A 21850-nucleotide genomic window follows, 5' to 3' on the forward strand; every position below is an offset into this window, starting at 1 on the left:
ACCTGTTATGCGGGGGTCAGTGCTGCGCGGAAAGATGCGCAGCCAGTGCGGAAGTGAATGCCTGCGGCGACTCCAGATTGCAGATGTGGCGGCCCGGGACAGCGGCGTAGTGGCCATGGGCCACGCCCTCGGCGATTGCCTGCAGATCGGTCGGCACGCACACCGGATCATCATCACCGGCAATGGCCAGCAGCGGCACGCCGATGCGGCCCAGCACATCGCGGAAGTCGGCCGTTGCCACCGCGTTGCAGCAGCCGACGTAACCGTCGACGCGGGTCGCCAGGAATACCTGCAGGATCTCTTCCACCTGGCTGGCATGGGTCTGTGCGAAGGCAGCGGTGAACCAGCGTTCGCGGGTGCCATCCACGAGGGGCAACAAGCCATCGTGCTGGACCTGGGCCATACGCGCCTGCCAGCTCTCCAGCGTGCCGATCTTCGCCGCGGTGGCGGCCACGGTGAGCGTGCGCAGCCGGTTGCCCGCATGCACGCCCAGCCACTGCCCGGTCAGACCACCGATCGAAAGACCGCAGAAATGGCTGCGCTCGACGCCCACGTGATCCCACAGGGCCAGCACGTCGGCGCCCAGTTCGGCCACGGTGTACAAGCCGGGCGGAGCGCTGGACTGGCCGTGGCCCCGACGGTCATAACGCAGGATTCGATACTGCGCGGCCAGCGCATCCACCTGCGGCTGCCACATGCCCAGGTCGGTACCGAGCGAATTGCAGAACGTCAGCCATGGCGCGTCGGCACGGCCCTCGGTCTGGTAATGCAGGCGGTGCTGCGGAAGGTCGAGGAAGGACATGCGTGCTCCAGCGGTGAACGTGGGGATCAGCCGCGCGCGAGCACGCGGTCGATCCAGGTATCGGCCATGCCGCGCCAGCTGTCGGCAGCGAACAGGGCATCCAGTTGTGCAGCGGAAAGCTGCGCGGTGACCTCCGGCGTCTGCGCCAGCACGTCGCGAAGATGCTGCGATTGCGCCAACGCCTGCTTCGCGGCCTGCTCCACCAGGGCGTGCGCGGCCGACTTGCCGATACGCTCGCCCAGGGTGACCGCCACGGCCTCGGCGTAGAGCAGGCCGCCATGGCTGTCCAGATGCTGGCGCATGCGTGCGCGATCCAGTTGCAGGCCCTGCACCACCATCTCAACCTGGGCCAGGCTGCCCGCACACAGGCGGACGATCTCCGGCACGGTCTCCCATTCGGCATGCCACTGCCCGGCCGCGCGCTCGTGCGGCTGCGGCATGGCGCTGAACAACGTGGACAGCAGGCCCGGCACGCGCGTGGCGGCGGCGATGGCCGCCACGCAGCCCACCGGATTGCGCTTGTGCGGCATCGCCGAGGAGCCCCCCTTGCCCTCCCCGGCCGGCTCGAAGGCCTCCGCCACCTCGGACTGCATCAGCAGCACGATATCGCTGGCGATCTTGCCGAGGCTGCCGGTCAGCAGCGCGAACACGCTGCCCAGTTCGGCGATACGATCACGTGCGGTGTGCCAGGGCAGCGCCGGCAGCGGCAACTGCAACTCGGCAGCCAGGGCCTCGGCCACGTCCAACCCGCGCGTCTGCAGCGAGGCCAGCGTGCCCGCGGCGCCACCGAACTGCAGCACCAGAGTGTCTTCGGCCAGCGCATCCAGGCGCCGCTGGCTGCGCTGCAGGGCATCAAGCCAACCGGCGGCCTTCAACCCGAAGGTTACCGGCACGGCCTGCTGCAGCAGCGTGCGTCCCGGCAGACCGGTGCCGCGCTCGGCCTCGGCCAGCCGCGCCAACGCCGTGCACAGCGCCTGCAGTCGCGTCTGCACGTGACCGACCGCCGTGCGCAGCTGCAATACGGCGCCGGTGTCGATGATGTCCTGGCTGGTGGCACCCCAGTGCACCCAGCGCGCGGCTTCGGCATCATTCGCCTTGACCTGCGCAGTGAGCGCCTTGACCAATGGAATGGCCGGGTTGCCAGCCAGCGCGGTGGCGGCCGACAGCGCCGGCAGCGCATACAGATCGGCGCGGCAGGCCGCTTCGATCGGGGCCAGTGCAGTGGCGGGAATCACCCCGCACCGCACCTGCGCGCGTGCCAGCGCGCGCTCGACGTCCAGCATCGCCTGCAGGCGCGCTTGATCACTGAACACGGCGTCGACGGCAGAATCGCCGAACAGACCGCCCAGCAGCGTTGGGGAGAGGCTCATCGGTGCAGTCCATCCTGGGTGGCCACAGCTTACCCGCGCCCGCTGCGTGCGGGCGTGGAGTAGCCGGAAGGCGCGTCGCGCGCGCCGCGATCAGTAGGCGAAGAAGACCGTCTCATCCGGGCCCTGCATGCGCACGTCCCACCGGTACAGACCCTTGCCCTGCGCCTGCGCAACCAGCGTGTGACGGCGCTCGGGCGGTACCAGCGCGAGGATGCCGTCCTCGCCATTGCTGGTCTCGTCGCTGAAGTAGATGCGGCCCCGCACAGCCTGCAGCAGGCCACGCATGAACACCAGCACGATCAGGTGCGGTGCCTGCGGCTCGCCGCGCAGGCCCGGCACGCGGCCCGGCTTGACGGTGCTGAAGGCAAACCGCCCCTGCTCATCGGTCGGCACGCGGCCCCAGCCATCGAAGGCCGGGTCGTGGTCGTCGCGGCGCGGGTCTTCGCCATGGGCATAGATGCCCTGTGCGTCGGCCTGCCAGATTTCCAGCACGGCATCGGACACCGGCACGCCATTGCCATCGAACACCTGGCCCTGCACGTGCACGCGTTCGCCCTGCGCGGTGGCCGGGGCGATGTCGGTGCGGTACAGCGGTTCCAGGCCCAGGCGGTAGTACGGGCCGACGGTCTGCCACGGAGTGGATTGGAAACTCATGGTCTTACTCCCAGACGGTCATCTTGCGACCGCGCAGCACGATGTCGAAGCGGTAACCCAGCGCGAACTCATTGGCCGTGTTCTCCCAATCGAACGAGGACACCATGCGCGCGCGCGCATTGGCATCGTCCACGCAGTTGTAGATGGGATCGAACGCCAGCAGTGGGTCGTTGGGGAAGTACATCTGCGTGACCAGCCGCTGGCCGATGCCATCGCCATGCAGAGAGAAATGGATGTGCGCCGGGCGCCAGGCGTTGTAGTGGTTGCGCCACGGGTAGGCGCCGGGCTTGATGGTGGTGAAGCGGTAACGGCCTTCGCTGTCGGTCAGCACCTGGCCCGTACCCTTGAAGTTGGGATCCAGCGGTGCATCGTGCTGGTCACCCTTGTGCAGGTAACGGCCAGCAGCGTTGCACTGCCATACCTCGACCACGGTGTTGCGCACCGGGCGGCCATTCTCGTCCAGCACGCGGCCGCTGACGATGATGCGCTCGCCCTGCGGCTGGCCGGGGAAACCTGCGGTCAGGTCCGCGGCGTGCTCGCCCAGGGTGATGCGGTTGATGCTCGGGCCGGTCACTTCCGAGAGCGTTACCGGGATGGCGATCGGATCGGTACCCGGGCCACGCAGCGCGGTGGAGGCATACGGCAGGTGGATGCGCGGCGGCTGGCTGCCGGGATACGGCGTGCGGTAGCCGCGCAGTTGAGTGGGATCGCTCATGGCGTACTCCTGTTGGCGAGCGGCCCGCAGGCCGCGGCTGTCGTGCAGATCATGGGTTCGTTGGGGCTCACACGCGCTCAATGGCCAGGGCTACACCCTGCCCCACGCCGATGCACATCGTGGCCAGGCCACGCCGGCCCCCGGTGGCTTCCAGCTGGCGCAGCAGGGTCAGGGCCAGGCGCGCACCGCTCATGCCCAGCGGGTGCCCCAGTGCGATGGCGCCGCCGTTGGAGTTCACGTGCGCGGCATCATCGGCCAGGCCCAGCTGGCGCATGCAGGCCAGGCTCTGCGAGGCGAAGGCTTCGTTCAGTTCGATGGCATCGAAATCGGCAATGGTCAGGCCCAGGCGCGTCATCAGCTTCTGGCTGGCCGGCACCGGGCCCATGCCCATGATTGCCGGCTCCACGCCGGCGCTGGCAAAGCCGAGAATGCGTGCGCGCGGGGTGAGGCCCAGCGCCTTGACCTGCGCACCGGACGCCAGCAGCAACGCCGCGGCACCATCATTGATGCCCGAGGCATTGCCTGCGGTCACCGTTCCGGGTTGCCGGAACAGCGGCTTCAGTCCAGCCAGGGCGTCTGCGGTGGTATCGCCGCGCGGATGTTCATCGCGGTCGACAATCACGGTCTCGCCGCGCCTGCGGCCCGGCACCTCCACCGCCTCGATTTCGCCATCGAAGAATCCACGCGCCTGCGCGACGGCGGTGCGTTGCTGGCTGCGCAGCGCGAACGCATCCTGGTCCTCGCGGCTGATGGCGTAGCGCTCCGCCACGTTCTCGGCGGTCTGGCCCATGGTCTCCACGCCATGCAGCTCGCGCAGGCGGGAGTTGATGAAGCGCCAGCCCATGGTGGTGTCTTCAATCTGCTGGTCGCGGGCGAACGGCGAGGTCGCCTTGCCCATCACGAATGGCGCGCGTGACATCGACTCGACACCACCGGCAATGGCCAGACCCAGCTCGCCCGTGGCGATCCCACGGGCCACCGTGCCGATCGCATCCAGGCCCGACCCGCACAGGCGGTTGATCGTGCTGCCCGGCACCGTCACCGGCAGGCCGGCCAGCAGCAGGCTCATGCGCGCAACGTTCCGGTTGTCTTCGCCGGCCTGGTTGGCACAGCCGAGGTAGACGTCCTCGACCAGCGCCGGATCCAGCTGCGGGTGGCGCGCCAGCAGTGCCTTCAGCGGAATCGCGCCGAGGTCGTCGGCGCGCACGCCGGACAGCGCACCACCATAGCGACCGATCGGGGTACGGATGCCATCGACGATGTAGGTCTCGTGCAGGCTCATCTCAGGCTCCCTCGGCCAGTGCCAGCGGCAGGCCGGTCAGTTCACGCAGTTGTCCGATATCCATCCCTTCCACCATCTCCAGCACGGTCGCGCCATCAGCCCCCAGATCGAACACCGCCACATCGGTGTACACGCGCGACACGCAGCGCAGCCCGGTCAACGGGTAGCTGCACTCGGTCACCAGCTTGCTCTCGCCCTTCTTGGTGAACAGGTCCATCATCACGAACACCTGCTTGGCACCGATGGCCAGGTCCATCGCGCCGCCCACGGCCGGAATCGCATCGGGGGCCCCGGTGCTCCAGTTGGCGAGGTCGCCCTGCACCGAGACCTGGAAGGCACCCAGCACGCAGATATCGAGGTGGCCGCCACGCATCATCGCGAACGAATCGGCATGGTGGAAATAGCAGCCCCCGGTCAGCAGGGTGACCGGCTGCTTGCCGGCATTGATCAGATCCGGATCCTCCCGGCCAGGCGCCGGCGCCGGTCCCATGCCCAGCAGGCCATTCTCCGACTGCAGGAAGATCTCCTTGTCGGCCGGCAGGAAATTGGCCACCGTGGTCGGCAGGCCAATGCCCAGGTTGACGTAGGCACCTTCGGGAATGTCACGCGCCACGCGCGCGGCCATCTGTTCGCGGCTGAGCTTGTTCATGCCTGCACCCCCGCTGCGGCCACCGGAACCACGCGCTGCACGAAGATGCCCGGGGTCACCACGGCCTCCGGGTCCAGTTCACCCAGCGGCACCACCTCACGCACCTGCACGATGGCGCAGCGCGCGGCCATCGCCATCAGCGGGCCGAAGTTGCGTGCGGTCTTGCGGTACACCAGGTTGCCCCAACGGTCGCCGCGGTCGGCCTTGATCAGCGCGAAATCAGCGTGCAGCGGGTACTCAAGCACGAAGTGACGCCCGTCGATCTCACGCGTCTCCTTGCCCTGCGCCAGCTCGGTGCCGTAGCCGGTCGGGGTGAAGATCGCGCCCAGGCCGGAACCCGCCGCGTGGATGCGCGCGGCCAGATTGCCCTGTGGCACCAGCTCCAGTTCGATCTCACCGGCGCGGTAGGCGGCGTCGAAATGCTGCGAATCGGCCTGGCGCGGAAACGAGCAGACGATGCGACGCACGCGCTTGTGCCTGATCAGCGCGGCCAGGCCGGTATCGCCGTTGCCGGCGTTGTTGTTGATGATGCACAGCTCGCGCGCACCCTGTGCGATGAGCGCGTCGATCAGCTCGTCGGGCATGCCCGCCGTGCCAAAGCCGCCGATCATCACGGTGGCGCCATCATGGATATCGGCCACCGCTGCTTCCACGCTGGCCACGGTCTTGTCGATCACTGCATTGCTCCTTGCCCTGCGCGCCAGCGGTCATCACCGCCTCGCTTCAGAGCCACTGCGAAGGGAAAACACGGCCTCAACATGGTCGCCATGGCACTCCGTCCGGTCAATGCGATATTCGCACTCATGATTCGATAATCGCACATTGAGTCAACGACTCCCTCGCGGTTCAACGCTGGTTCCGGCCCACGCCCACGCGCAGACCCAGGCACGCCCAAGCCGCCAGCAGCAGCGGCAGCGCGCACAGCACATACAACGCGGAGGGCCGCCAGTGGCCATCCACCAGCACACCCACCGTGAGCGGCGAGAGGATCGCACCGACGCGGCCGATGCCGATGGCCCAGCCCAGACCGGTGGTCCGCACTTGCGCGGCGAACACCACCGGCGCCGCGGCATACAGGCCCGCCATCGCGGCGAACAGTGCTGCACCGATCACGAACGCCAACGGGAAGGCCATGCCCAGCTGCGTGTTGAAGGCGGCAAAGCCCAGCATCGACACCATCGCCAGCAGCAGCGCACCGGCGGTCAGCTTCGACAGCGACCAGCGCGAGGCCAGCCAGCCGAACAGGCTGCCGCCGACGATGCCGCCCAGATTCAACAGCACGCCTCCGGTGATGCCCTGCTGGGCGGAGACACCGGCAGAGACCAGCAGCTTCGGCGTCCAGCTCAGCACGAAGTAGAAGGCGAACATGTGCAGGAAGAAGGCCAACGCGATCAGCAGCGCGACGCGCCGCAGGTCACCCACGAACAGCGCCGCATAGCCCTGCCGCTGGCCATCACGCAGCGGCGCCGGCGGCAGCGCCTGCAGCTGCGGCATGCGCATGCGCGAGAGCAGTGCGTTCAGGCGCGGCAGCGCATCGGTCGGGCGACGCGCAACCAGGAAATCCAGCGATTCGGGCAGGCACCTGAGCACCAGCGGAATGCACACCAGCGACGCCACGGCGCCGATCAGGAACACGCTGTGCCAGGACCAGTGTTCCAGCATCCACGCCGCCAGCAGACCGCCGGCGGTGGCGCCTATCGGATAGCCGGTGGCCTGCAGCGCGACCGCCGTACTGCGCCACTTGGCATTGGCGTACTCGGCGGTGATCACGCCCACGCCGGCCAGCATGCCGCCGATGCCGATGCCGGTGTACACGCGCAGCGCGCCCAGCTGCCAGGCGTTGGCAGCCAGCGCCGACAGCGCCATGCCGCTGGTCAGGATCAGCAGGCAGCACACGATCATCGGCCGCCGGCCCCAGCGATCGGCCAGCGGCGCCAGCAGGAACGAGCCCAGCGCCATGCCGACCAGGCCGGCGCTGAGCATCATCCCCAGCACCTTGCCCGACAGCTCCCAGTCCGCCGACACATGCGGCGCGGTAAAGGCCATGACCATCACATCGAAGCCATCGAGCATGTTCAACAGCACGCAGATGGCGATGGCGGTCCACTGGAAGGGACTCATCCGTTCCAGGACAAGCGAGGGTACGGGGGCGGTGTGGCTCATGGGGCGGTTTCCTGCAACAGCGTGATGCGGTGGAACGTCCGGCGGGGAAGGTCTCAGTGACCGGCCTGGCTGGATGCATGGATGACCTGCAGGACGTCCTGCAGGCGATCGACTTCGACCTGGCCCGGCGCCGACGGGGTGCCGATCATGCCGAAGGTGAGCGCCTGGCCGAAGGTTTCACCAGCCAGGCGCGAGACCACACCGGTGCCCCCCATCGACATGGTCAGCAGCGGCCTGTCGCTCTGCTGGCGCACCTGCCAGGTGGCATCGAGCAGGGCCAGCACGTCGCCTGCGTCGCGCGGCATCACCGCGATCTTCAGCACGTCCGCACCCAGCGCCTGCTGCCTGAGCAGGCGCGCGACGATCTCATCGCGGGGCGGCGTTGCGTGGAAGTCATGGTTGGACATCACCACCTTCACGCCGGCCTTGTGCGCCTGCGCCACCAGCGCCTGCACCACCTTCGGATCACGGAACATCTCCACGTCGATCAGCTGGGCCACGCCGCCGCGCAGCAGCGTCGCGTAGAGCGCGCCGTAGTCGGCATCGCTGATCGGCTTGGCGCCGCCCTCGGCCTTGGTGCGGAACGTCACGATGACCGGCTTGCCGCCCAGCGTGGCCTGGATGCGCTTGCCCAGCGCGACCAGCGCCTTGCCATCGGTGGCGATGTCCAGGTAGTCGATGCGCCACTCGGCGATGTCGGTGGCCTTGCTGGCAGCGATGGCCGCCGCCTGCTGCAGGGCCACGTCAGCGGTGGCGCCAGTGATCGGCACGATGGTGCGGGGATGGCCCTCGCCAATACGCAACTGGCCGACCTGCAGTACCGCCGGCGGCGGTGCGGGCAGGGCCAGCGCCGGGACGGCGCACAGTGCACCGGCCAGCACAACCGGAGCGAGCGGGAACTTCATGGCGGTCACCAGAGCATGGAAGGAGCGCATGGCCATCAGAAGGTCACCTTGGCCTGTACGCCCACGGCCCAGGCGTTGTCGGTACCGCTGTAGTTGAACGTGCCCGGGTTGACGATGTACTGCACATCCGGGCGGATCATCAGCCACGGGTTTACCTGGACGCTGTAGGACAGTTCGAACAGCTCCTCGGCCTGGCTGAGGTTGTACAGCGGCGAATCGCCAGGCACGCCACCGGCGGCCAGCGTGGCCCGGCGCGCATCGACCAGCCGGTTGTTGATGTCGGCGCCTACGTAGCCCAGCGCGATGCTGTCCTGGGCGCGCGAGCCAATGCCCTGGTAAACCCCGCCCAGCGCATACCAGCGTTTGATCTGCGCGGTGTCGGTGTCGGACACCATGTACTGCGCGAACGCAGTCAGGCCGCGGCTGGGATCGGCCGATTCCCGGGTCAGACGCTGCTCGGCGAGCACGTAGGCGCCGTGGCGCCCGGTCGTCGGCGAAGCATCCAGACCGCGCTTGTCCACGCGTGAGGTGTCGTAGTAACCGCCGAACTTGTAGACGCCCGCGTAGCGGCTGCCCTTGGCCGGGGTCCAGGTCACTTCCACCGGGAACAGCGAACCGGTGGTACCGGAAGCGAGCGGACGGAACGCGTTGCGTTCGATGTTGCCACCCAGGTTCGGATTCACCTGGAACCAGCCGGTGCGAACGTTGACGGCCGGGCTGACCTGCTGGGCGAACTCACCGCCCCAGCGTGCCACGGGGTAGTTGTACCAGCCGCTGTTGCCCGACATCGCCAGCGGGTGCGCGCAGAACGCCGCATTGACGAAGTGGGTCAGCAGGCTGTGCAGTCCGAACTGGTTGCCCATCGCGTAATAGCCCAGCTTGTAGTACGACTGCCCCGCGTTGAAGGTCTGGTCGTAGCTCAGTTCGGTCAGCCGCGTGTACTGGCCGCCGTACGCTTCCTGGATGGGGAAGCGGTTGCCGACGAAGTCCACCGAGGTGCTGCGGCCGCGACGGTCGTTGAGGGTGAAGTGGAAGGCACCGCCGTTCCAGCCGGCCAGCGTGCCCATGTCCAGGTCCACGCCAACGCGCACCTGCTGCGCATAGCGCGCACCGGTTTCGCCGTAGCCTCCATCGACCACACCCATGGCTTCACCCACGTAGTCGCCGCGGAAGGCGATGCCACGCTCGAACAGATCGGTGCGGGTGCCGCCCCAGTCGCCAGTGAGGGTCCTGCCTTCGTAGCGGTTGCTCGACTGCGCGCTGGCGATGCAGGGCAGCAGCGCGGTGGCCAGGACGGCCAGGGAAACGGGTTTCGCAAGATTCATGATCGCGGTCTCGTGGAGATGATCAGCGCAGCGACAGCGGCGCGCTCAGGGGGGAGGTGGCGCCCTGCGCCGAGGTGACCGTGGCGGTCAGGCTGCCGGCAGCCGCAGCATCTGCCGCGGCGCCGAGCGGGAAGGTGAAACGGCCCTGCCCCTGCGCATCGGTGCGCGCCTGCACGCTGCCCAGCACCCACTCGGCCTCGCTGCCGCTGGCGGCGCGGTTGCCGAACACTTCGACCTGGTAACGGCTGTCGGGCGTGCCCTGGAAACGACCGATCAACTGGCGCTGCGTACCCTTGCCCTGCACGACAGTCAGCTGCGGTGCCGCCTGGCCCAGGTTCGGCAGCGGCTGGCAGTCGGTCTGGCCGGCAGCGGAGCAGATGCGCGCACGCTTGGACGGATCATTGTCGACACCACGACCACGTGAACCGACGAAGCTGGCGTGTTCCAGGCCTGGCACGCCGAACACGATGGCGCCGCGCGGTTGGCCCTTCACGCAGGCGCCGCCGGCCTCGCAGCGCTCGATCGGCAGGCCGTTGCCGAAGATGCGGTTGGCGGTGAAGCGGTTCGGCGCACTGACCGGCTGCGGGCGCACGCCGATGCCGATGCCATTGCCGGTGATGATGTTGCCATCGACCACGTTGCCGCTGCCGGTGATGCTCAGGCCCAGCGAATTGCCGGTGAAGGTGTTGGCGGCGATGTAGTTGCGGTTGCCCCAGTTGATCTGCAGGCCATCGGAGTAATCGACGAAGCGGTTGTGTACCACGCTGTTGTCGTTGCCCCAGAGGATTTCGATGCCCTGCGACGGTTCCGGGTTGGCCTGGGTGGACTGGAACAGGTTGTCGGCTACCAGGTTCCAGGCCGCGCCACGGGTCAGCTCAAGTCCATCGCCGTTGTCGAGGAATTCATTGCGCACGATGCGGTTGTGCACGGTGGTGGTGGCAGTGGACTGCCCTGTGCCGTCGTCCCCGGTGAGCATGATGCCGGCGCCGCCCTTGTTGGCGACGATGCGGTTGTCGTGGATCTCGTTGTGGCTGGAGCGGTTGACCAGCACACCGATGCAGAAATTGCGGATCTCCAGACCGGCCAGTTCAACGCCTTGGGTATCCCGCAGGACCAGCCCCGGCAGCGTGGTGGTGCGCACGTTGGTGCCCGACTGGCCCGGTTCGGCGCCCGGACAGGCATCGGTGCCGGTGCCGGTGACGTAGGCCGAACCGTCGATGGCGACGAACTGGCCATCGCGGCCCCAGGATGTGCCGATGATCTGCACCGGCCCCTTGATCTCCGGCAGCGGCGAGGTCGGCTTGATCACATGGGGCGCGGTACCCACCGCGTCGATCTCGATGCGATAGCGACCCGGCGCGGTGTTGGCGGTGGTGATCGCCCAGCGCAGGGAGCCGGGACGGGTGTCGTCGGCGTAGCGGTCCACGCGCAGCACCTGCAGGGGCCCGCGCGGCGGTTCGGCCTGGTAGGCCAACGCCAGCGTCGGCAACTGGGCGAGCAGGAACAGAGAAACAACGGACAAGCGACGACGCATGCGATCACTCCGCACAGGTGAAGGGAAATCCTGCGGTCTTCCCCTGCACCTGGCTTCAGCACCGGGTCGGGTGCTGCCCTCGCCCCGCCAGGGGTGGATCGCTTGGACTGCTTTGAATCTGCGGAAGTGAAATTAGGTTTATCGCACTGCACCATTCAAGTGCGGTAATCGACTGCGCGTGCGAATATCGCACTGAATGGGTACGACCATCGTTGTAGGGAAGGCTGCACTGGCACTTGCCGGGCGAAGCGCACGGCTGCGCCGTAGCACCGCTCAGGAACTGCAGGACAGCATCGAGCAGCCGGCGCGGTCGTCGGCCCAGGCCGGGCGCCTGCTGGCGAAATGCTCACGTCCGGCGCGTTGGGTGTACGGATCGCGCAGCACATCCTGCAAGGCGTGTACGCCGCCCATGTCCCCTTGTTCCGCACGGTCGATCGCTTCCTGCGCCAACCAGTTGCGCAGCACGTACAGCGGATTGGCCGCGCCCATCTTCGCCAGGCGCTCGGCGGCCGGAAGAGGATCCGCCCGCAAGCGCGCGGCGTAGTCCTGCAGCCACTGCCGCAGCGGCACCTGCACGGCCTCCTGCCGCTCCCGGTCGTAGTAGACCTCAGCCAGTGCCGCCGGATCGGGCGATGCCGGATCGATCCGCATCAAGGCGCGCCAGGACAGGGTCATGTCCATGCCACCGTCCTGCAGCAGCTGCTGCCAGCGCTGGTAGAGCTGCAGATCGGCATCATCGGCAGCTGCCAGGCCAAGCTTGGCCGCCGCATCGCGACGCGTGCAGGCGGCAAAGGTGGCCTGATAGGCAGCAAGGCCCGCCTGCAACGGCGCGACGTCGGCAAACAAGGGCGACAGCGCCTGCGCAAGCCGCCCCAGATTCCAGTACGCCACCTGCGGCTGCGTTCCGAAGCGGTAGCGACGGCCCTGTGCGTCAGTCGTGTTCGGGGTCCAGTCTGGATCGAAGTCCTCGACCCAGCCATAGGGGCCATAGTCGAGAGTGAGGCCGAGCACGGAAAGGTTGTCGGTGTTCATTACCCCATGCACGAAACCGACACGCATCCAGTGCGCGATCATCTCGGCGGTGCGCACCGCGATCTGCGCGAACCAGTCACCGTACAGCGCCTCACCCTGCCCCGCCAGTTCGGGGAAATCACGGGCGATGCAGGCATCCACCAGTTGCTGCAGCAGTGACGTCTCACCGCGCGAGGCCGGCAGTTCGAACGAACCGAAACGCAGGAACGAGGGCGACACACGGCATACGATCGCGCCGGGCTCGGCTCGCGGACGGCCGTCATAGAACATGTCGCGCACCACGTGCTCGCCGGTACCGACCAGCGACAGCGCACGCGTGGTCGGTACACCGAGGTGGTGCATGGCCTCACTGCACAGGAATTCACGGATCGACGAGCGCAGCACCGCGCGACCGTCGGCGCCACGGGAGTACGGGGTCGGGCCTGCACCCTTCAGCTGCAGTTCCCAGTGCCGGCCATCCGGCGCCACCAGCTCGCCCAGCGAGATCGCCCGCCCATCGCCAAGCTGGCCCGCCCAGTGACCGAACTGGTGCCCGCCGTAATTGGCGGCCCACGGCTGCATGCCCGGATACAACGCGTTGCCAGCGAATACCTGGGCAAACGTGCCGCTCGACACTTCAGCCACATCGATGCCGAGCAGCGCGGCGACCTCCGGCGACCAGGCCAGCAGGGTCGGCGCGGCGACCGGCGTCGGCATCACCGACGACCAGGCCGCCTCTCGGACTTCACGCCGGCGGGGCCCGGCTTCCGGGTCGCCCGGCAGGACGGTCAGCAGACGGTTGTCGAATCGCGGGAAGGGGCTGTCCATGGCCCTGACATGGGGATGGACGCCGCCGACCTCAATCGCCGCGCAGCGCCTGCAGCGATCCGCCGTGCGCTTGAGCGCGCTGGTAGGCCGGGCGTTCACCGATGCGCTGGAGAAACGCGCGCAGCGCCGGCTTGTCGTCCAGTCCGCCTCCGCGCGCCGCTGCGGCCTGGATCGGGAAGCTCATCTGGATATCGGCCGCGGTGAAACGCTCACCCGCGAACCACGGGCTCTCGGCCAGGCGGCGCTCCATCCAGTCCAGGTGCAGGCGGCGCTGCGGGCCAACGAAGCTCTTCTCGGCCTTGTCGGCGATGCTGCGGGCGATCGGGCGCACGAAGAACGGCACCGGCGCGTTGCGGATGCGGCTCATCACCAGCGTCAGCAGCAGCGGCGGCATCGCCGAGCCTTCGGCGTAGTGCAGCCAGTAGCGATAGGCCATGCGCTCGGCACCTTCGGCCGGTATCGGCGACGGCGACACCTGCCGCTGCGTGTCGTAGCGGTCAGCCAGGTAATCAAGAATGGCGCCGGATTCGGCCAGCACCTGCTCGCCGTCCTGCAGCACCGGTGATTTCCCCAGCGGATGTACCTGGCGCAGTGCCGGCGGTGCCAGCAGCGTTCTGGGGTCGCGCGGGTAACGGCGCAGTTCGTAGTCCAGCCCCAGCTCCTCCAGCATCCACAGCACGCGCAGCGAACGGGAATTCTCGAGGTGATGGACGATGCGCATGAAAGGACTCCAGAGGGGTGCAAGCATCGTAACGCGCCTGCACGCATGCGCCTGTGGATTCGATCCGTGCCTGCTCCCGCCGACGCAAAAAAAAAACGCCGGAAGCTTGCGCTTCCGGCGTTCTGGCTACCCGAGGGCAGCAGACGGATTAGACCGCCTGCACCTGGTCAGCCTGCATACCCTTCTGGCCCTGGACGGCGATGAAGGTGACCTTCTGGCCTTCCTGCAGGGTCTTGAAGCCGGTGCCCTGGATGGCGCGGAAGTGCACGAACAGGTCCGGGCCGCTTTCCGGGGTGATGAAGCCGAAGCCCTTGGCGTCGTTGAACCACTTGACGGTGCCGGTCTGACGTTCAGACATATTTACTAACTCCTGAAACACATGTTGAAAAAAATCGCAGCCACCGGGTATCGGGGCCGAGACTGAGTTGCAGGCGTTGGTAAAGCGGATCGATGAGTGGATCGTGAGATCAACTGCACCAGGCCACGATTCACGGTGACCCTAGCAAACACAGTGGGTCGCACGATACGCGTGTTTTCCCCAAAAAGCGATAGCCCCGGCATTCATCGCCACCCCGCCCCCGCTAGGCGTGGCAAGGGCTGGCAGTCGGTCGGGCCCGGATCCGGGGACCCATTCAGGTTTTTCCTACCCTACACTGGGTAAATGACTGAAGCTGAAACCCCGGCTGAACTGCCCCGTCCCCGCATCTGGGTGGACGCAGACGCCTGCCCCGTTGTCATCCGCGACATCCTGTTCCGGGCCGCCGAGCGGGTCGGCCTGGAGTTGACCCTGGTCGCCAACCAGTGGATCCGCACCCCGCCCTCGCGCTGGATCCGCTCCCTCCAGGTGCCGCAGGGCCTGGACGTTGCTGACAGCGCCATCGTCGAACGGGTCGCCGCCGGCGATCTGGTTGTCACCCAGGACATTCCATTGGCCGCGCTGGTGCTCGAACGAGGCGCGCTGGCCCTGCATCCGCGCGGGGAGCTGTTCACCGCCGACACCATCGCCCAGCGCCTGTCGGTACGCAATTTCATGGAAGAGCTGCGCGGCGCCGGCGTCCAGACCGGGGGCCCGCCTCCCCTGCATGCGCGCGACCGCCAGGCGTTCGGCAGCGCGCTGGACCGCTGGCTGGCCCGCATCCGCGTGGCGCGATGAGGCGGGGCCCGGCTCACGCCACCGCTGGGCCCAGCTCCGGGCCCAGCTGACGCTGGCTGCTGAACACCCGCCGTTCCCCATTCAGGGGATCGTCGAAGGACAACGCCCGCGCCAGCAGTTGCAGCGGCGCCTGCGCCCCGCTCGCGGCCGGACGCAGCTGCGGATACAGGTCGTCTCCGATGATGGGCGCGCCCAGCGCCGCCATGTGCACGCGCAGCTGGTGCTTGCGACCGGTTCTCGGCTGCAGGCGGTAGCGCCAGACCGGACCTGTCGCGTCGATCACCTCGATGCGGGTACTCGCATTCGGCTCGCCCTCCATTTCGCCCATGCGGAAGAACGGTTGTGCCGGGCCGATGCGACTGTGGCGCTCGAACGGGAAGTCCAGCGCCGGCAGCGCCGGGGCCAGCGCTTCGTAGGTCTTGCCGATACGGCGCTCGCGGAACAGGCGCTGGTAGGCATCGCGCGACTCCGGTCGCAGCGAGAACAGGACCAGCCCGGCGGTGAGCCGGTCCAGGCGGTGCAGCGGTGCCAGCTGCGCGTTGCCGGTCCGCGCCACCAGCCGGGCCAGCAGGGTTTCGCGGACATGGGCACCCGCCGGGGTCACCGGCAGGAAGTGCGGCTTGTCGACCACCAGCAGATGCTCGTCCTGGTAGAGGATCGTCTCGTTGAACGGAATGCGCGGCTCGTGGCTGACCTCGCGGAAATACAGGATTTCCAGCCCCACCTGCCACGGCTGGTCCGCCGCCAGCGCCCTGCCCTGCGCATCCTGTACCCGTCCGCGCGCGAACCGGTCCTGCCACTGGCTGCGGTCGATGCGCGGAAAGCGTGCGCACAGGCCGTCGAGCAGGGTCGGCCAATGGCCGGGTGGCAGCTGCAGCCGGCTGGGCAGGGTCATCGCGTCCGCTCCGGCGGCAACAGGAACCGCAAGCGTGCCACCGTTGACGCGCGGCAGACACCCCGGCCACGGACACCCCTGCAGCAAACCTCTATCATTGTCCTCTTTAGTCGACGGATCCCCCATGGCCCTCACCGCCACCATCCGCAAGGCCGAGTTGCAGATCAGCGACATGGATCGCGGCTACTACGCGACCCACAACCTGACCCTGGCCCAGCATCCGTCGGAAACCGACGAGCGCCTGATGGTGCGCCTGCTCACCTTCGCCCTCAACGCCGACGACCGCCTGGAATTCGGCCGGGGCCTGAGTACGGATGACGAGCCGGACCTGTGGCAGCACGACTACACCGGCGACATCCTGCAGTGGATCGACCTCGGCCACCCCGATGAATCCCGTATCCGCAAGGCCAGCAACCGCAGCCGCCAGGTGCAGGTGGTCAACTACGGCGGCAATGCGTCCGACATCTGGTGGGGCAAGCAGGGCAAGGGCCTGGCGCGCTTCGACAACCTGTCGGTGATCGACCTCGATGGCACCTTCGTCGAGCAGTGGGGCCAGCAGATCCAGCGTGCCATGCGCTTCAGCGTGCTGATCCAGGACGGCGAGGTGCAGATCCTCAACGACCAGATCCAGCTCGACATCATCCCCACCTGGCGCAAGCGCGCCAAGGCATGAGTACGACGCGCTGCGACGTCGTGGTGATCGGTGCCGGTGCCGCCGGCCTGATGACCGCGATCACCGCCGGCCGGCGCGGCCGCCAGGTGCAGGTGATCGATCACGCCAACAAGATCGGCAAGAAGATCCTGATGTCCGGCGGTGGCCGCTGCAACTTCACCAACACCGGCACCACCCCGGCCAACTTCCTGTCGGCCAATCCGCACTTCTGCAAATCGGCGCTGGCCCGCTATACGCCTTGGCACTTCATCGAGATGGTCGAGCGCCATGCCATCGCCTATCACGAGAAGGAGCTGGGGCAGCTGTTCTGCGACGTTTCGTCCAAGCAGATCGTGAAGATGCTGGTGGACGAGTGCCAGGCAGCGGGTGCGCACATCCGTACCCACTGCAGCGTCGAGCGCATCGAGCACGGGGCGGATGGCTTCCGGGTGCACACCACGCAGGGGATGTTCCACTGCGCCTCGCTGGTGGTCGCCACCGGTGGCCTGTCCATCCCCAGCCTGGGCGCAACCGGCTTCGGCTACGAGATTGCACGCCAGTTCGGGCATGCCGTGCTGCCGACCCGCGCCGGACTCGTGCCGCTGACCCTCAGCGGCAGGCACCAGGAGCGCCTGGCCGACCTGAGCGGTGTCGCCCTGCCGATCGAGGCGCGCTGCAACGGCATGCAGTTCCAGAATTCCATGCTGCTCACCCATCGTGGCGTCAGCGGCCCGGCGATCCTGCAGATCTCTTCCTTCTGGCAACCCGGCGACGCACTGGAACTGGATCTGCTGCCCGGCCAGGATGCCGGCCAGTGGCTGCGACGGATGAAACAGGAGCGGCCAGCCGCCGAACTGCGCACGGTGCTGGCCGAGGCCCTGCCCAAGCGCCTGGCCCAGCGCCTGTGCGAACACTGGCTGCCGGACCGCCCGGTACGGCAGCTGGATGAGCCCCAGCTGCGCCAGGCTGCGCAGCTGCTGGGTGCGTTCCCGCTGGTGGCCAGTGGCACCGAAGGCTACCGCACCGCCGAGGTCACGCTGGGCGGCGTGGACACCGCCGACGTTTCGTCCTCCACGATGGAATCCAAGCGCGTGCCGGGCCTGCATTTCGTCGGCGAAGTGCTGGACGTCACCGGCTGGCTTGGCGGCTACAACTTCCAGTGGGCCTGGGCCAGCGGCCACGCCGCCGGCAGCGTGGTGTGAACCGCATCGCCGTTCGGGGTGCGGGATGCCTGCACGCATGGACGGCTCGCCGTGCATCGTGTATCAAGATCCGCAGATTGGGGAGCAGTGCATGCAGAACGCGAACGACATCACCATCCGCCTGCTGATCGTCGACGACAGCGGCGAGAATGCGGAAGCCATCGTCAGCACGCTGCGCAACAGCGGCATCGCCGTGCGCCCCTGGCGCCCGCAGGATTCGGCCGAGCTGTCGCAGGTGCTGGCCAACCAGGCCATCGATCTGGTGCTGGCCTCGCCCTCGCAGGGCATCCCGCTGCCGCTGGTGGCCCAGCACATCGCGGCCAGCGGCAAGGACATTCCGCTGGTGCTGCTGGCCGAGCGCATCGACGAGGATGAGCTGGTCCAGGCCAGCAGCCATGGCATCCGCGCCCTTGCCCTCCGTCAACGGCCGGAGCATCTGCTGGCGGTGGTCCGCGACCAGTGGGTCGACCTGCAGGCGCGCCGCGGGCTGCGTCGCATCGAGGCACAGATGCGCGAGACCGAGCGCCGTTGCGACGCGCTGATTGCCTCCTCCCGCGAACCCATCGCCTATGTGCACGAAGGCATGCACATCCGCGCCAACGATGCCTATCTGGACATGTTCGGCTACGAGCATTTCGACGACATCGAGGGCATCTCGCTGCTGGACATGGTGGCCGCCCAGCATGTTGATGACTTCAAGCAGCTGCTGAAGAGCCTCAGCCGCGGCGAAGCGCCACCACCGCAGTACCAGCTCGATGCACGCCACCAGGATGGCAGTGCGTTTCCGGCAACGATGGAATTCACCGCAGCCACCTATGAGGGCGAATCCTGCCTGCAGGTCGTGTTCCGCCGCCGGATCGAGTTCGACCCGGAACTGGCCCGAGAGGTCGAGGATCTTCGCCAGCGCGACCAGGTGACCGGCCTGCTGAACCGGCCGACCTTCATGCTGCAGGTCGAAAGTGCGGTCGCCCAGGCTGGCCGCAGCGAGGGCCAGTTCGGCCTGCTGCTGGTCGAGCCCGACCACTATGCGCGGCTGATGCCGGACATCGGGCTGGCCTCGGCCGATACCCTCATCGGCGCGCTGGCCTCCCTGCTGGCCGATGTCGTGGGGGAGGACGCGCAGCTGGCGCGCTTCGGCGAACACAGCTTCGCCGTGCTGCAGGCCGGCCCCTATGCGCAGACCGTGGCACTGGCCGAACGCATCCGTGAGGCATATGCCGCCCATGTGTTCAGCATCGGCGCGCGTTCGGCCACGGTCACCGTGAGCATCGGCGGTGTCCAGGTCGGCGAGAAGATCGCCAGTATCGGCCAGGTCCTGGCGCGTGCCAGCGAGTGCACGCAGGCGGCCGCCGAGCTGGGCAACACCTGTCGCATCTTCGATCCGGCCGCGGTCGATCGGGTCGAGGAAGAACGTGTGCAGCGATGGGTCGGCCGCATCCGCGAAGCCCTGGACGGCGACGGCTTCCAGCTGCATTACCAGCCGGTCCTGAACCTGCAGGGCGAGCCACTGGAGCTGTATGAAGCCTATCTGCGACTGGAGCACAACGGTGAACTGCTCAGTCCCACCGCTTTCCTTGGCATCGCCGAGGAACACGGGCTGCTGGCCGAGATCAACCGCTGGGTGGTGTCCAAGGCCATCACGGTGCTGGGGCAGCGCGCGCGCGAAGGCAGCGCCACCCAGATGCTGGTGAAGGTCACCCCCGAATCGTTCGACGACCCGCAGATGATTGCCACCCTGCGTGGTGAACTGAAAGCGCACGGGGTTCCGGGCGAGCGCCTGTGGCTGCATGCGCCGGAAGCGAAGGTGTTCACCCACCTGCGCAGCGCCCAGCAGTTCCTGGCCGCCGTGGCCCCGCTGGGCTGCCGCATCGGCCTGGAACAGTTCGGGTCCGGCCTGGATTCGTTCCAACTGCTGGCCCACTTCCAGCCGCAGTTCCTCAAGCTGGACCGTGGATTCACCAGCGACCTGGCGGCGACCCGCGAGAACATCGACCGCATCAGCCAGATCACGGCGCGCGCGCAGGAGGCCGGTATCCGCACCATCGCCGAGTTCGTCAGCGATGCCAACTCCATGACGCTGCTGTTCAGTGCAGGCGTGGACTACGTGCAGGGCGACTTCGTCGGTCCGGCGCTGCCGACGATGAGTTTCGACTTCGGGTGATCCCGCATCGCCGGGCATGGCCCGGCGCTACCAAGGGGCGCCGGGGTAACGCCGGCCCATGCACGACGAGCCTGGTAGCGCCGGGCCATGCCCGGCGAGCCTAGCGGCACGCCCTATGCGAAAAGGCCGGCTTTCGCCGGCCTTTTCGATCAGGTCATATCGACCAGGTTGTTGATCTTCACATCCGGATCGACGTCGGCCTCGTAGTCGACGCCTTCAACGCCGAAACCGAACAGGCGCAGGAAGTCCGCCTTGTAGCCGGCCAGGTCGCTGATCTCATACAGGTTCTCGTTGGTCACCTGCGGCCACAGCGCAACCACCTTGCCCTGCACGTCTGCCGCCATTTCCTTGTAGTCGGCACGCAGGCGGCCTTCTTCATCGACCAGCGCGACGGTATGGCCATCGCCATCGACCAGATCGTGACGCAGGCGGTCGATCGCCACGCCGTCGGCCTTGCCGCCGTAGAGGATGTCGTAGAGCACGTCCAGCTGCTCGATGCAGCCTTCGTGGGTGCCCTTTTCCTTCATCACCTTGAACAGCAGCGACAGGTACAGCGGCATCGTCGGAATGGCCGAGCTCGCCTGGGTGACCACGGCCTTGAGCACCGACACGCGGGCATCACCGCCGATCTTCGCCAGCTTCTCGCGCAGGCCCAGCACCTTGGTGTCGAGATCCTTCTTGGCAGCGCCGATCGAGCCATTCCAGTAGATGGCCTGGGTGATTTCTTCGCCAACGTAGGTGAAGGCGGTGGTGGTGCAGCCGTTGGCCAGCACGCCGGCATCGGCCAGCGCGTCGATCCACATCTGCCAGTCTTCACCGCCCATCACTGCGACGGTCCCTGCGATTTCCTCCGGCGTCGCCGGCTGCAAAGTGGTCTCGGTGATCACTTCCTTGTCGGTATCCAGGCCACGCAGCGTGATCGGCTCACCGATCGGCTTCAGCGTGGAACTGATCACTTCACCGGTCTTTGGGTGCTTGCGGCGCGGCGCAGCCAGGCTGTAGACGACCTGGTCGACCTGGCCGAGATCGGCCTTGATCATCTCGATGGTGCGCGCCTTCACTTCATCCGAGAACGCATCACCATTGATGCTCTTGGCATACAGGCCCGCCTCATCGGCATAGCGGTGGAACGCCGCCGAGTTGTACCAGCCCGCCGTGCCCGGCTTGGTCTCGCTGCCGGGACGCTCGAAGAACACGCCCAGGGTCGCCGCACCGCTGCCGAACGCGGCAGTGATGCGGGCGGCCAGGCCGTAGCCGGTCGAGGCGCCGATCACCAGCACGCGCTTGGGACCGTTCTGGATCGGCGGGCGGGCGCGGATGTAGTCGATCTGCTGCTTGACGGCGGCGTCGCAGCCGGTCGGATGGGTGGTGACGCAGATGAAGCCGCGGACGCGCGGTTTGATGACCATGGATACCTCGGGTTGGCAGATGCGGCGCGCAGGGCGCTCAGCAGGAATCGGAGGGCGCGCCTGCGCGCGCGAACCGCAGGATCGTAGTGCGCGAGAGCCGAATGCACAACCGACGCTGCCGTAGGGTGGTGTTTGTTTTGCAGGGTTGCACCCTGCACCTGCCGAATCAACGTCAACGTCAACGTCAACGTCAACGTCAACGTCAGAAGCGAGCTATCTGCGGGATGGCGGGGCAGGTCCGGTTGCGGGGGACGCCGCAAGTACGTCCATGTAGGCTCGGTCGCGCCATCCATGGCGCTCACGCCCCCGCAACCGGACCCACCCCGCCTTCGACAGTTTTCTGCGATCTGTCGGAAATGCTCTTGGGGTGCGAAACCGGTTGCACACGCAAACCCGACGGCGCCCCGCATGCTAGAGAA

At 67.5% G+C, this 21850-nt stretch carries 20 protein-coding genes; 4 read left to right on the forward strand and 16 right to left on the reverse strand.

The features are described from left to right. Positions 1-16: 16 nt before the first annotated feature. From pcaD to ACVOME_RS13280, 14 genes are all read right to left on the reverse strand, one after another. Positions 17-802 carry a 3-oxoadipate enol-lactonase gene (gene pcaD / locus ACVOME_RS13215; RefSeq protein WP_481505173.1) on the reverse strand — a complete coding sequence of 262 codons (786 nt, stop codon included), beginning with the start codon at positions 800-802 and terminating at the stop codon, positions 17-19. Positions 803-828: 26 nt separating this feature from the next. Next, the gene (locus ACVOME_RS13220) at positions 829-2172 is read right to left on the reverse strand and encodes a 3-carboxy-cis,cis-muconate cycloisomerase (RefSeq protein ID WP_481505174.1); all 1344 of its coding nucleotides are present in this window, start codon (positions 2170-2172) and stop codon (positions 829-831) included. A 90-nt stretch (positions 2173-2262) separates the two neighbouring features. Beyond that, on the reverse strand, positions 2263-2826 hold the full coding sequence (gene pcaG, locus ACVOME_RS13225; protein WP_111185632.1) for a protocatechuate 3,4-dioxygenase subunit alpha: 564 nt from the start codon (positions 2824-2826) through the stop codon (positions 2263-2265). Between the two features lie 4 nt (positions 2827-2830). Then, the gene (gene pcaH, locus ACVOME_RS13230; RefSeq protein WP_111185630.1) at positions 2831-3541 is read right to left on the reverse strand and encodes a protocatechuate 3,4-dioxygenase subunit beta; all 711 of its coding nucleotides are present in this window, start codon (positions 3539-3541) and stop codon (positions 2831-2833) included. Between the two features lie 67 nt (positions 3542-3608). Continuing rightward, positions 3609-4823, reverse strand: a complete 1215-nt coding sequence (gene pcaF, locus ACVOME_RS13235) for a 3-oxoadipyl-CoA thiolase (protein WP_481505175.1) — start codon at positions 4821-4823, stop codon at positions 3609-3611. A gap of 1 nt (position 4824) precedes the next feature. Then, positions 4825-5472 (reverse strand): 3-oxoacid CoA-transferase subunit B, encoded by a 648-nt coding sequence (locus tag ACVOME_RS13240; RefSeq protein WP_053517768.1) that lies wholly within the window; start codon positions 5470-5472, stop codon positions 4825-4827. After that, a complete protein-coding gene (locus ACVOME_RS13245) occupies positions 5469-6149 on the reverse strand; it encodes a 3-oxoacid CoA-transferase subunit A (protein ID WP_053517770.1) in 681 nt (226 codons plus the stop codon). Before ACVOME_RS13245 ends, ACVOME_RS13240 begins: the two co-directional genes overlap by 4 nt. A gap of 169 nt (positions 6150-6318) precedes the next feature. Next, positions 6319-7635: an MFS transporter gene (locus ACVOME_RS13250; RefSeq protein WP_481505176.1), complete on the reverse strand. Its 1317-nt coding sequence runs from the start codon at positions 7633-7635 to the stop codon at positions 6319-6321. A 53-nt stretch (positions 7636-7688) separates the two neighbouring features. After that, positions 7689-8576 (reverse strand): type I 3-dehydroquinate dehydratase, encoded by an 888-nt coding sequence (gene aroD, locus ACVOME_RS13255; RefSeq protein WP_481505177.1) that lies wholly within the window; start codon positions 8574-8576, stop codon positions 7689-7691. Further along, the gene (locus ACVOME_RS13260; protein ID WP_065181319.1) at positions 8576-9865 is read right to left on the reverse strand and encodes a carbohydrate porin; all 1290 of its coding nucleotides are present in this window, start codon (positions 9863-9865) and stop codon (positions 8576-8578) included. Before ACVOME_RS13260 ends, aroD begins: the two co-directional genes overlap by 1 nt. A 22-nt stretch (positions 9866-9887) precedes the next feature. Next, positions 9888-11399, reverse strand: coding sequence for a NosD domain-containing protein (locus tag ACVOME_RS13265; RefSeq protein WP_481505178.1), 1512 nt, complete (start codon positions 11397-11399; stop codon positions 9888-9890). Between the two features lie 273 nt (positions 11400-11672). Continuing rightward, the gene (locus ACVOME_RS13270; protein WP_053517776.1) at positions 11673-13238 is read right to left on the reverse strand and encodes a protein adenylyltransferase SelO; all 1566 of its coding nucleotides are present in this window, start codon (positions 13236-13238) and stop codon (positions 11673-11675) included. Between the two features lie 31 nt (positions 13239-13269). After that, a complete protein-coding gene (locus ACVOME_RS13275; protein WP_445394558.1) occupies positions 13270-13959 on the reverse strand; it encodes a glutathione S-transferase in 690 nt (229 codons plus the stop codon). A gap of 148 nt (positions 13960-14107) precedes the next feature. Then, complete coding sequence (locus tag ACVOME_RS13280; protein ID WP_005416210.1) at positions 14108-14317, reverse strand: cold-shock protein; 210 nt, start codon at positions 14315-14317, stop codon at positions 14108-14110. A gap of 303 nt (positions 14318-14620) precedes the next feature. Here ACVOME_RS13280 and ACVOME_RS13285 point away from each other — a divergent pair, with 303 nt between their 5' ends. Next, complete coding sequence (locus ACVOME_RS13285) at positions 14621-15112, forward strand: YaiI/YqxD family protein (RefSeq protein WP_053517778.1); 492 nt, start codon at positions 14621-14623, stop codon at positions 15110-15112. Between the two features lie 13 nt (positions 15113-15125). Here ACVOME_RS13285 and ACVOME_RS13290 read toward each other — a convergent pair whose 3' ends face one another. Next, positions 15126-16007 (reverse strand): pseudouridine synthase, encoded by an 882-nt coding sequence (locus ACVOME_RS13290; protein WP_459040449.1) that lies wholly within the window; start codon positions 16005-16007, stop codon positions 15126-15128. 124 nt (positions 16008-16131) lie between these two features. Here ACVOME_RS13290 and ACVOME_RS13295 point away from each other — a divergent pair, with 124 nt between their 5' ends. The 3 genes from ACVOME_RS13295 to ACVOME_RS13305 all read left to right on the forward strand — a co-directional run bounded on the left by ACVOME_RS13295 (position 16132) and on the right by ACVOME_RS13305 (position 20022). Next, positions 16132-16680 carry a YaeQ family protein gene (locus ACVOME_RS13295; RefSeq protein WP_053517781.1) on the forward strand — a complete coding sequence of 183 codons (549 nt, stop codon included), beginning with the start codon at positions 16132-16134 and terminating at the stop codon, positions 16678-16680. After that, positions 16677-17861, forward strand: coding sequence for a BaiN/RdsA family NAD(P)/FAD-dependent oxidoreductase (locus ACVOME_RS13300; protein ID WP_481505179.1), 1185 nt, complete (start codon positions 16677-16679; stop codon positions 17859-17861). Before ACVOME_RS13295 ends, ACVOME_RS13300 begins: the two co-directional genes overlap by 4 nt. A 91-nt stretch (positions 17862-17952) precedes the next feature. Beyond that, positions 17953-20022, forward strand: coding sequence for an EAL domain-containing response regulator (locus ACVOME_RS13305; protein ID WP_128988965.1), 2070 nt, complete (start codon positions 17953-17955; stop codon positions 20020-20022). A 149-nt stretch (positions 20023-20171) separates the two neighbouring features. Here the strand turns inward: ACVOME_RS13305 and fabV are convergent, their stop codons facing one another. Beyond that, positions 20172-21431 (reverse strand): enoyl-ACP reductase FabV, encoded by a 1260-nt coding sequence (gene fabV, locus ACVOME_RS13310; protein ID WP_053520465.1) that lies wholly within the window; start codon positions 21429-21431, stop codon positions 20172-20174. Positions 21432-21850: the final 419 nt, after the last annotated feature.

The sequence above is a fragment of the Stenotrophomonas sp. STEN008 genome (assembly GCF_056760435.1).

Coding starts and splice junctions, on each gene's coding strand:
- pcaD (WP_481505173.1), bottom strand. CDS start 802: ATGTCCTTCCTCGACCTTCCGCAGCACCGCCTGCATTACCAGACCGAG.
- ACVOME_RS13220 (WP_481505174.1), bottom strand. CDS start 2,172: ATGAGCCTCTCCCCAACGCTGCTGGGCGGTCTGTTCGGCGATTCTGCC.
- pcaG (WP_111185632.1), bottom strand. CDS start 2,826: ATGAGTTTCCAATCCACTCCGTGGCAGACCGTCGGCCCGTACTACCGC.
- pcaH (WP_111185630.1), bottom strand. CDS start 3,541: ATGAGCGATCCCACTCAACTGCGCGGCTACCGCACGCCGTATCCCGGC.
- pcaF (WP_481505175.1), bottom strand. CDS start 4,823: ATGAGCCTGCACGAGACCTACATCGTCGATGGCATCCGTACCCCGATC.
- ACVOME_RS13240 (WP_053517768.1), bottom strand. CDS start 5,472: ATGAACAAGCTCAGCCGCGAACAGATGGCCGCGCGCGTGGCGCGTGAC.
- ACVOME_RS13250 (WP_481505176.1), bottom strand. CDS start 7,635: ATGAGCCACACCGCCCCCGTACCCTCGCTTGTCCTGGAACGGATGAGT.
- aroD (WP_481505177.1), bottom strand. CDS start 8,576: ATGGCCATGCGCTCCTTCCATGCTCTGGTGACCGCCATGAAGTTCCCG.
- ACVOME_RS13260 (WP_065181319.1), bottom strand. CDS start 9,865: ATGAATCTTGCGAAACCCGTTTCCCTGGCCGTCCTGGCCACCGCGCTG.
- ACVOME_RS13265 (WP_481505178.1), bottom strand. CDS start 11,399: ATGCGTCGTCGCTTGTCCGTTGTTTCTCTGTTCCTGCTCGCCCAGTTG.
- ACVOME_RS13270 (WP_053517776.1), bottom strand. CDS start 13,238: ATGGACAGCCCCTTCCCGCGATTCGACAACCGTCTGCTGACCGTCCTG.
- ACVOME_RS13275 (WP_445394558.1), bottom strand. CDS start 13,959: ATGCGCATCGTCCATCACCTCGAGAATTCCCGTTCGCTGCGCGTGCTG.
- ACVOME_RS13280 (WP_005416210.1), bottom strand. CDS start 14,317: ATGTCTGAACGTCAGACCGGCACCGTCAAGTGGTTCAACGACGCCAAG.
- ACVOME_RS13285 (WP_053517778.1), top strand. CDS start 14,621: ATGACTGAAGCTGAAACCCCGGCTGAACTGCCCCGTCCCCGCATCTGG.
- ACVOME_RS13290 (WP_459040449.1), bottom strand. CDS start 16,007: ATGACCCTGCCCAGCCGGCTGCAGCTGCCACCCGGCCATTGGCCGACC.
- ACVOME_RS13295 (WP_053517781.1), top strand. CDS start 16,132: ATGGCCCTCACCGCCACCATCCGCAAGGCCGAGTTGCAGATCAGCGAC.
- ACVOME_RS13300 (WP_481505179.1), top strand. CDS start 16,677: ATGAGTACGACGCGCTGCGACGTCGTGGTGATCGGTGCCGGTGCCGCC.
- ACVOME_RS13305 (WP_128988965.1), top strand. CDS start 17,953: ATGCAGAACGCGAACGACATCACCATCCGCCTGCTGATCGTCGACGAC.
- fabV (WP_053520465.1), bottom strand. CDS start 21,431: ATGGTCATCAAACCGCGCGTCCGCGGCTTCATCTGCGTCACCACCCAT.